Here is a 10,286-nt window from a genome sequence, read left to right on the forward strand (position 1 = left end):
TTCTAATATGGTTTTTATGGATTCAATAGTATGACGAAATTCATTTTCAATATTATCTTTATCTTCCCAATCAATATCTCTATCACTAAATGATTTATCAAGATATTCTTGACTATAAGTCCTCACGCCTTCTTCTAGAAAAAGCAATAGTTGTGCAACCATTTCTACATCTTTCATTTGCTTTTTTGTTCTTTGATCAATAGTCGGAAAATTTCCCCCTAAATATTCAAACATCCATATAGTCAAATCTTCTACAGCAGTAATAAAAACTCCATTAAATTTGGCATGACGAAGTTCTTGAGAAGTCAGCTTAATTACATTACGATTAATCCGGTCAAATATATTACCAATAATTTTTTCATCAGATGATGGTAAATATTCAATAGCGAACTGATATTTCCAGAAATTCTGTTTAGCTTCAATATCTAAATCCTTGAAATATTTACCACGAAATCTTGCAATTGTAGCTTTTTCATATACAGGAAATTCATTATTAGCAAATTCAAACAAAGTAGATAATCTTTGCTTGCCATCAACTATACTAATTTTAGATACTCCTTCAGGTGTAATCTCTTGATATATAAATATGGCAGGTGCAGGATAACCATTAAGTACAGTGTCAATAAAGTAATCCTTATAGTCTTGATTCCAAACACTACGTCTTTGATAAGGTGGATCAAGTTCAATGAGTTTTCTTGTATGGAGATCCCAAAACCAAGAAATAGTTTGAAAATTAATTGTTCTGTTCATAGAATTACCTAAGTTAAAAATCTGGAAATTAGAATCTAGTATGATTATACAATTAGGAGTTATGGCGATAGCGAAGCGCTGCTGCAAGCAGATCGCTATTTTATTAGCTAGAGTAACTCAAATTTTGCAAAACTCAGATATCTACAGTATTTATTTTTACAAATCATGTTGTCATTATTCGCTGCTCTAACCTGTTGCAACAGACTATAAAAGAAATTAGGCGTTGCTGATTAAGGGTATGAATTTTAGTCTCACGCAAAGGCGCAAAGACGCAAAGGTAAGAGTTTTAAAGGTTCAATTTGGGAATTTCATACCTCAATTCAGCAACGCCAGAAATTAATTTATCTAAACCCACATTCCGCAGATGTGACTCAAGTTATTGACAATGGAATTGAAATTGTCCGTGTAGTTAGTGGTTATCGCAATTTAGAATCTTTATTTGCAGAATTGGACGAGTAAAGAACAAAGTTTAATTAATTGGTAAGTCACGCAGGTAATAAAAACGATCTTTTTTCCAATAATCTTCTTTAATTCTTCCCAAGTAGCCTGTTAATGGTGATGATAGTTCTATGAGAATGTCGTATAGTTCTTTATCTCCTAAGTTTTGTGGTGGTTTAGAAGTTACATATACCGCATGAAGAGCTTCTACTCCAATACGTTCATTTTTTGAAAGTTGTAAGTAATTTTTCAAAACTTGAATAATATGCGATCGCAATTTAATCTCTTTTTCTACTTTTTCTATATATTCATTAATTTTATCATCAATTTGTCCCGGTTCTAAGTATTGCTTTAATTCAATTAAGTTGATCGCACCTGGATATTTTGCTTTGAGTTCAACTAATTTTTGTAATGTCATAGCTTTGATAATACTGACTTTAGAGATTTGAGCCGATTCTTTCAAATTTTTAGTAGGTTCACCAGGTCCAATAATTAACCGCACAGCTTGAAGATAATTTTCTTGAAGATGTCTTTTACCAATTCTATCTAATTCTTCTACTGTGTTATGAGGAATGCTTTTACCTGCTTTACATTCGCAAACTAGAGAATAAGGTTGTGAACAATATAAATCTAAACCTCCAGCACCACCTTTGTGATCTTCCTCTACTTTAAATCCTAAAAAATTAAGGCTTTTGCGTGTAACAATTTCAAAGTTTGTACCTGCCTGATAGTTGCTTGTACTATCATCTTTTTCTATGCTTCTATCTCCTAAAGATGTAATTGTTTTTATCCAATCTAAACTTTTATCTAATTTTGGAATAGGTGGAACACTATACCAGCCTAAAAATTGCTTAATGTCATGATTTAGCTTTTCAATATCTCGATTAGTTTCTGAAATATTTTCACATTGAAACTGTAAAGCTTCTATATTTTGGTATGGAGAAATATTTCCAGATAAAATTAGGTTTTTTCGTTGGCTAAAACTAGAATCAGAAACCACAGGAATATCATTTTCACTTGCATGATGTACTATATCTTCAGATTTAGTCCAGTAAAATAAACCTGTATCTGTTGGTATATTAACTATACAAGGTTTAGAAAGATAATAAACTCGCAACATCAAAAATTTGAGAACTTTCTGCTGTTCAAATATATTTTCTAAAGCACTCAAATTCCAAATTGTTGATTGTGTAATTTTCGGTAAAAGATCCTTTTGATCAGGATTAATACGCCATTGATATTCACAACGCGCCCAAAATTTAAGATGAATAGGGTATGTTGAATATTTAGCCAAGGCATTTTTAGCTTTTGCTAAATATTCAGGTTGATAATATTCCTCTAAACTGAGGTTATTTGGGAGTTGTTGACATGGATATAGCCAAAAGGCTTTACCCTCAGGTTGAAACTGCTTGAAAGGTACTACAATCAATTTTCCCAAAGCCAGCATTTCTACATCAAAAGCTGGTAATTGAATTCCATTTATTATTTGATTATTCATATCACACTGGCGCACTCAAAATTTCACAAATCAATAGATTATCAGCAGCAAGACTTAAATCTTTCACAAATTGAGTTACCTCTTCTTTGGTAAATCCATAGTCTTCAGCTTGTTCGTAAATTTTCTGAATCGCTACTAGAGGTTTAATATCATTTTTTTTCAACACCACTACTTCACCTCCCTGCTCTTTTTCCAGTTTTTCTTTTAGCGCATATCCAATTTTCCAACTTCTCGGAACATCACTAGAACGGATTAAACAACCACGAGTAAGTCCGTATTTATCGTAGTTTACTAATCTCGTCATTACTGCATTAAATGTTTTACCATTTGTCGTTTCACATATTCTTACCCCAATTTTGATTTGGCATTTATGCAAGCAGTCATAACCAGAGATAATAAAATGTAAATCATGTGTTGCATCAGCAATTTTTTTAACTTCTTGAATTACCACATTTGCTGTACCACCATTAGGAATCATGTTCATGGCACAAGTTATGATTGCTGCTAACTGATCATCATCTTTCATGGGTATACGAATTCGTTTAAGTAACTCCTGGTACTTCTCCAAAAAAGGTTTCTTTTTTTTCTTATCTTCATCTTCTGGTGGTATAACTTGAGTAATTTTTTCAAATTCATCAGCACACCATTTCATCAGAGAACGCGCACTAGCAGATTCACTGGCAATATGTTTAATTTTGCTTTCCTCAAAAGGATATAAATGAGGATAATCTTCAGCGTTAAGACTATTATTTTTGTAAAACCAATTTAGTCTGAGTTTAACCAATTCTATAGTCTGTTCAGTAGTAGGTGGTTTTGCTCTAACTGCTCTTTGTCCAACTCTATCTGGGATACCACTTCCCATTTGTTCAATTTCTCTCCATGTGTCACTAATAACACAGCAAACAAGAATTACATTACTACATTGAAAATAAATTCTATCAATACATTTCGCAATACTTTGAGCAGGGCTATCTCCAGAATCATTATCAGTACCAGCACTATCAAGTTGATCAAAACAAATTACCACTGGCAATGATGCTATTTCCGCTAACTTGCAGATTTGTTCCATCATCCAGATAGATTTATCTTCTTTTTCTGCAAATAAAAATTCTGGTAATCCTATTTTTTTAATCTCTGAATTATCTTCTCCTTTAATCCAAGCCAAGGCAATTTGAGCAATTATTGCATTTTTCAGAAGTAAAAATAATAATGCCTTTAAAAAATTGACATCAATTCCAGTTTGATTTTCTAATATCGCTTCAACTAATTCATCAAAAAAGCCTAATAGCGTAGTTTTATTTTGACTAGCTACAATATATTTCCGTAATTCATTAGGTGAATGACACTTTTCAATATATGAGCGATATTTGTCCTCAAACTCTGTTCCTTTTAAAGTATTAATTGCTGCTGCTGCTAATTTCTGCCATTGGGTAATTCCTTGACTATCTTGATATGTAAAACTATCAGATAAATAGAAGCGAACATGAGAATTGATTCGTTTGGGATTAGTACAAGGACTAATATAGGCAAAAACAGAATCTCCTTCTTGTGTTATTTTTTTCCATACTCTATGGATAATATGACTTTTGCCAGTACCTCTATCACCTTTAATTGCAATTCCAATTTTGCTAGAATACTTTTTACGCACTTCAGAAATTGCATCAAATATTCTTTCGTCAATATGTTGATTTAGTCCAGGTAAATCAGTGATAACATCACCCCAAACTTCATTAGCTGATATTACTGATTCCAGTCTAAAAGGATTTACCGATTCTTTACGTGCCTTATCAAGTAAGGCATATTTATCTGTGGTTGACATTTTAATTATTTCCCTATTTGACAATTACAATGGTTTACTAACGAAAAATAGAAGCCCTCTTATTTCACTATTAATAGAGTCTTGTTTCTGTTCTTCAGTCGCTCCTCGTGCTTCTCCACTTTGGAGATATAACAATTGCTCTGCTTGCATATCCATGATCCAAGCATTAAATTGATCGCGTTGTAAACGATTTTCTACTTCTTTGCGTATCTGCCAAATAGGAACTAACCCAGCATGACTATAGCTTTTGTCTAACTTATCGAATAAATCCAGAATCTCTGATTTAAACTCCTCATAAGAACCAATTACCCCACCACCAGACGCAACCGGCGCAGCAACTACAACATCAATTTGACCTATCCACCGCAACAACGCATTAGCTGCCCAAGTCCCAACAATAGTTCCCTCAAACTTAAACTCATCACTACGCAAACCCGCACCCAATACATCTAAACCGATTGGTGAGTTGAGAGTATAACCAGTCCTAGAAACAGTAACAGCCCCCTGTTCCTGCAAATCCTCTAAAATCCCCTTATAGTCCGCCATTTTCTGACCCTTAGCCACTATCCGCTTCGTCAGCAAACCTTTTTTCACTTCTTGTTGACTTGCTCCTAAATCCCACAACGCAAGCAGCAAGCGAGTTTTAGCATATAAAGTCTGTAAATTTTGGGCTTGGGCGTTCATATTCAGTATCCTAATTAACTAAAAAATATTATAAGTATTGTATTTGTTACTAGGACAAAGATCAAATAATATTGAGTATTTTGATGTAAATAAGACAAAAATCAATATTTATGACTTATGCCGCAAATACCCTGAACAGGTAAGGGTAAAGCAAGAGCTTCATTGGTGTCAACTTAACGTAAAACATCTATCCCGCAAAGAACTCAACTTACCTCATTCCCAGTCTCTGACTGGGAATGAATTCTAGAAGGCTCTGCCTTCAATGATATTAGAGGCAGAGCCTCATCAACTGCATTCCTAGTCAGAGACTAGGAACGAGATGTGGTAGGGATTTGAGCTTAAATTGACACCTATGAAGCTCTTGCTAAACCCCTACATTTATACTCAGGATTGGGATATTTTTTGAGTAGGAAGTTTCTAATTGCATATTTCCTCAGAGGTAAGAAATTAGAGTCGCTTATATCAATCAGCAGCAAGATGGAAGACCGAGAAAAATAGTTCATTATCATACTGAAAACGGTTCATAGTTTAACCAAATATGAACCGTTTTCAGTATAACAGGCTGTGGCGGTGGTTCTCAAAACGCATCAGTACCACCACCTGTAGATGATACAGGAGGTAGAAACGTGAGCGATCGCTCCGATCAGGAAAATTAACTATCTGGTGAAAATTAAATCTGCGTTTTCCAGAAACCTTGTAGAGACGTTCCATGGAACGTCTCTACTTTTTTGGAGATATCTATTTCTATCAGACATCTAAATTAGGCAAACTCTTCCAATTGTGACAACTTTAACCAAATATTTGGCGTTGGCACTTGTCCAAACTTCACCAAAGCATAATCACCCTTAATATCCACAATTTCCCCTTGGGTTTCAAACAAGTAACTAGGTAAACGGGAATCACTAGCCTGTGCTTCTAGACTATTTTCCAGCTTTTCCCGAATAGCCCGCACCATATTTCCTTTTTTAATCGCCATAAGTTCCCCTCGTTCCAAAATAAACGCTTTTACTGAAAATTTTAGCCTGTACCCAGACACAAGGGGAATTTTTCTATTAATCACCTGGTTTTTTAGCCGACATCATCCCCATATTTCCGCCCGCGCCATTGCTTAGGAGTGTGAAATGCAGATAAAAAGATGCGTAGCACCGCTAAAGGGTCAGCCAACGGAGAAAGCCAGAATAACCAACCACCAGTGGCATCTTTCCGATCATAGGAGGGAGCGATCGCTAATAATAAGGCAAAGCGAATCACCACCAAAAATATATTCAATCCTAACAACAGTAGCGCCGGCAGTGAAAGCACCAAAGAAGGCAGCGACAAATAACCCAGTAAAATCAAAATAGGTAAACCCTGCACCGCCGACAATACCCATAAATCCCCCCAAATCTGAGCGGGAGAAGCAGCATCCTTCAAATCAAGGCTGCGCCCCCATTCGTTCCAAGTTTCCCACGCCCCCTCGTACATCCTCACCCTTAGCACCTTAGCCCCATCCAAAAAGCCCACCTTAAAGCCCTTAGCGGCAATATTCCGCGCCAAAGTCACATCATCACAAAAAGAACCCTTCGCGCTGGTGTAACCATCCACAGCCTTTAACACAGACCGACGACACAAAAAACACTGACCATTAGCCATTACCCGTTCCGGTTGTTCAGTATAAATCCCCGTCGGATCAAATCTATACAACAACGTCATTAACAAAGCCGGTTGTAACCAACATTCCCCCGGATACTTGAGAATAAACTGCGGTGATAAAGATACCAAATCATAACCTTTAGCGATCGCAGTTTGCACCAAACTCGCCACCAAACCAGCATCAGGTTGGATATCTGCATCCATACCCAAAAACCACTCACTCCCCTCAGAACTGAACAAAAAACCATTATGCAACGCCCAAGGACGACCCACCCACCCAGAAGGTAAAGGATCATCCGTCATCACCCGAAAGCGTGGGTCATTTGCTGCTGCGGTTTTTACCAAATCGGGAGTACCATCTTGAGAGCGACTATCAACCACAATAACTTCCCGAACCTCATAACTTTGGCGAGTTAAACCAGCCAAAAGCGGACCAATCCGCAACGCCTCATTTAACGTCGGTACAACCACACTCACACTGCCTAAAAGTTCCGGTGTTGGCTGTTGTGCTGTTAAAGCTGGATCACGTCTAGGACCCTTCAGCAACCGGGAAAGCAAAATCGCCGTTGCCGGTACTTGGACAAGTAGCAATAGGAGTGGAATAATATTTAGCAATTTCAACCCTGACTTTTTGTATAAACTAGCTACTTTAAATCTTCTCGCAATTTAGGCAAATTGACCTAAATTATCCAGCGATATACAATAGGCATCTGCAAAAAAGATGGTAGAGCCGAGAATCCTTACCCATGGAACGTCCACAAATTTTTGAGGTTTATAGCCGGACTAACCACCAAGTTGAGACGTAACGGACTTCCAATTAAAAAAATACCCAAAAATTTCTTGTGGTGCGGGCAATCTTGCTTGCTAATCATCAAGGACGGGCAGGATGCCCATCCCACAAAATTGGGTAATTTATTTTTTGGTGTTCCCTAATCTTCAACTCACAACTGATTTTAACTTCCTAATTCTGAAACTATGCGGTGGGGAAGCTTAAATTACCGGATGAAAAAAGGTTGAAACCTATACCAGGACTACTTATATGTACACAGTAGCTCCTTTTAGGAGAGGGCTAGGGAGAGGTAGGGAAGGGGGGTTAGGTTTCTGGAGATTATCGGTTTCATCTAATACTTTTCCCACAACCTCTAAGGACAGGCTACGCCATCAGCATTAAGCAGCAAAAACCTTTTGGTGTAATGCTATAGTATGTTACTTGACACTCTCCGGTCTAAAGACGTGGAGATTCTGTAGAGGGTTTCAGTCTATATCCCTCGGTTATCCCAGTTTCAGGATTGGTTCCTTAAATATTTGGGTTCTTGCCCTGATTTCGTTTGCCCTGGCGGGCGAAATCATATCTGACAAGCGTAACTTTCCGAGAGTCCCCCGGTAGCTTTTTATGTCTTTAGTGACAATTTGATTGTATCACGAATATGGATTAAAATTTGAAATTATTTCAAATTTTCAAATTAACGTCATTGCAGGATAAAGGAAAGCAACTAGCCTTCATCCCTTGTCTGAAGCCCAGATGCGTTCTCCTAAGTCGAACGCATCTTCAAGGGTTTTCAGCATCTACTTTATAAGTGTGATTAAAAAGTTGTGCATCATTGCCTGTTTCAACAGAGAATAATTTGACTATGGATTTTGACTATTTCCGAACCAACGAAAGTAATAACACCAATAAGAACTTTCAACACTTGTTATCTAGTGGTTGGCGACCATTTCACAGAGATTTTGATTGGGAATACTTCGGTAAAATTCTATTCCACGACACTCAAGAATTAACCCAGAAAAGTATTAATTTAGCCAGTTATTATGCTGATGCTTTAGCGAGAAAAGAATATGCTTGGTGGGCAAATATTTTAAATTTAGCTTCAGATTACACCCGTGGTGAATTCCAAAAATATTGGAACTATATTACACCAGATATGCTCACCCCAGAACAGCGCCATAAAGACTTTTTAACCACAGAAACACCCCTAGTCCAATTTGTCAGCCGCAACAGTATTCCTATTGATTACGTCCTGAATCTTCTCCAAGAAATAACCGTTTTACGAGTTTTAAAACTATTAGAACGCCCTGATATTATCACCCAATATTACTCAGAACGAGACTTTTATTTCCCCGTTGAAAAATTTGTAAACTGGGAAAGACTAGATGTGGTTAATACAGTTTATGCCTACTGGTCAGAACATGATATTTGGTTACAAATTGAAGCTTATGAAAGAGGCAGAAGAAATTATACTTTAATGGCTAAAAATATCAAGCCATTAATTAATAAAGCCACCTATGATCTAGCAGTTATGCTGAGTGGATATCAAAGTCGTGTTGGGAAAGTTCATAGTCAGTATTCATTACCAACATTTCCCCAAGATATTCAAGATTTTACTGACATAGTTCAACAAACAATTTTAGATCAAAGTCAATTAGCCGTTGTAGTACATGGCGCACCAGGTACAGGGAAAACAGCATGGACACAAAGTGTTGCTAAAGAAATTCTTGTCCCTTTAGGATATGTAATTTTCATTTTAGATCATGATGCCATCACTAACTTTGTGCCGCCAACATACTTAGAAAAGATTTGTATTATCATCAACGAAGCTGATAATTTAGCTCAAGATCGAGCTTCAGAAGTAGCACAATATAACAACAAAACCGAGCATATTTTAGCCTTATTAGATGGGACATTATACCAAAGCATAATTGACGAATCTGGTATTCAAATGCAACAGAAATTAGTCATACTAATGACTTGTAATACCACGGAAAGATTAGATCCAGCCATGTTACGTAAAGGTAGAGTAGACTTAATATGTGAGTTTACCAAAAAATTTGTTTAATTAACCACAAGACAATATCCCCGACTTCTTCAAGAAGTCGGGGATATAAATAATCTCAATAACACTAATTACCTGCACTTATGAATAAAAAAGAACAAACAGTAACGCGATTATTTTCCCATCTAAAATTTGATAATCATAAATTTCAACATCAACCCGGTAGTGTTTTAGGAAATACAGCTTTAATTGTCGGGACTACCATTGGGGCGGGGATTGTTGGATTACCTGCTGTAACTTTACCATCCGGGATTATACCATCCACAATCCTACTTATTACTGTATGGCTGTATACTTTAACTTCCGGTTTATTAATTGCAGAATTGACTTTAAATGTGATGAGATTTGAGGGTATTTCTCATATAGGTTTATTAGCAATCATAGAAAAGATTCTCGGTAAACCAGGAGCGAGAATTGCCGGAATTGCCTATGTATTTAACCACTATGCCCTGTTAGTGGCATATATGACTGAAGGTGGCAAAATTTTAACAACCACAGTTGATAAAGTTTGGGAATTAGAGCATATTTCACCTCAGTGGGTAGGAACAGTTAGTTTTTTTCTCGTATTTGGTAGCCTAATGTATTGGGGTAAAGATAGATTGATAGAAAGAATAAATGGTATATTTATTATTAT

At 36.5% G+C, this 10,286-nt stretch carries 8 protein-coding genes; 2 read left to right on the forward strand and 6 right to left on the reverse strand.

The features are described 5' to 3' along the window. The 6 genes from IQ228_RS13090 to cruG form a co-directional block, all read right to left on the reverse strand. Positions 1-750: DUF262 domain-containing protein (locus IQ228_RS13090; protein WP_193963045.1), on the reverse strand; the 750-nt coding region annotated here is incomplete at its 3' end. 469 nt (positions 751-1,219) lie between these two features. Beyond that, the gene (locus tag IQ228_RS13095) at positions 1,220-2,686 is read right to left on the reverse strand and encodes a DUF1802 family protein (protein WP_027401853.1); all 1,467 of its coding nucleotides are present in this window, start codon (positions 2,684-2,686) and stop codon (positions 1,220-1,222) included. A 1-nt stretch (position 2,687) separates the two neighbouring features. After that, on the reverse strand, positions 2,688-4,505 hold the full coding sequence (locus IQ228_RS13100; RefSeq protein ID WP_193963046.1) for a hypothetical protein: 1,818 nt from the start codon (positions 4,503-4,505) through the stop codon (positions 2,688-2,690). A gap of 24 nt (positions 4,506-4,529) precedes the next feature. After that, the gene (locus IQ228_RS13105; protein WP_051424268.1) at positions 4,530-5,189 is read right to left on the reverse strand and encodes a hypothetical protein; all 660 of its coding nucleotides are present in this window, start codon (positions 5,187-5,189) and stop codon (positions 4,530-4,532) included. A gap of 760 nt (positions 5,190-5,949) precedes the next feature. Next, positions 5,950-6,165 (reverse strand): NAD(P)H-quinone oxidoreductase subunit O, encoded by a 216-nt coding sequence (locus IQ228_RS13110; RefSeq protein ID WP_027401856.1) that lies wholly within the window; start codon positions 6,163-6,165, stop codon positions 5,950-5,952. A 92-nt stretch (positions 6,166-6,257) separates the two neighbouring features. Further along, positions 6,258-7,436, reverse strand: coding sequence for a 2'-O-glycosyltransferase CruG (gene cruG, locus IQ228_RS13115; protein WP_370566887.1), 1,179 nt, complete (start codon positions 7,434-7,436; stop codon positions 6,258-6,260). 1,016 nt (positions 7,437-8,452) lie between these two features. Between cruG and IQ228_RS13120 the strand changes: the two genes are divergently transcribed. Both IQ228_RS13120 and IQ228_RS13125 read left to right on the forward strand, forming a co-directional pair. Beyond that, on the forward strand, positions 8,453-9,655 hold the full coding sequence (locus IQ228_RS13120; protein ID WP_027401858.1) for an AAA family ATPase: 1,203 nt from the start codon (positions 8,453-8,455) through the stop codon (positions 9,653-9,655). Between the two features lie 80 nt (positions 9,656-9,735). Next, on the forward strand, positions 9,736-10,286 hold a 551-nt coding region (locus tag IQ228_RS13125; RefSeq protein ID WP_304511119.1), incomplete at its 3' end, for an aromatic amino acid transport family protein.

It is taken from the genome of Dolichospermum sp. LEGE 00246 (assembly GCF_015207865.1).
Taxonomy (GTDB): domain Bacteria; phylum Cyanobacteriota; class Cyanobacteriia; order Cyanobacteriales; family Nostocaceae; genus Dolichospermum; species Dolichospermum heterosporum.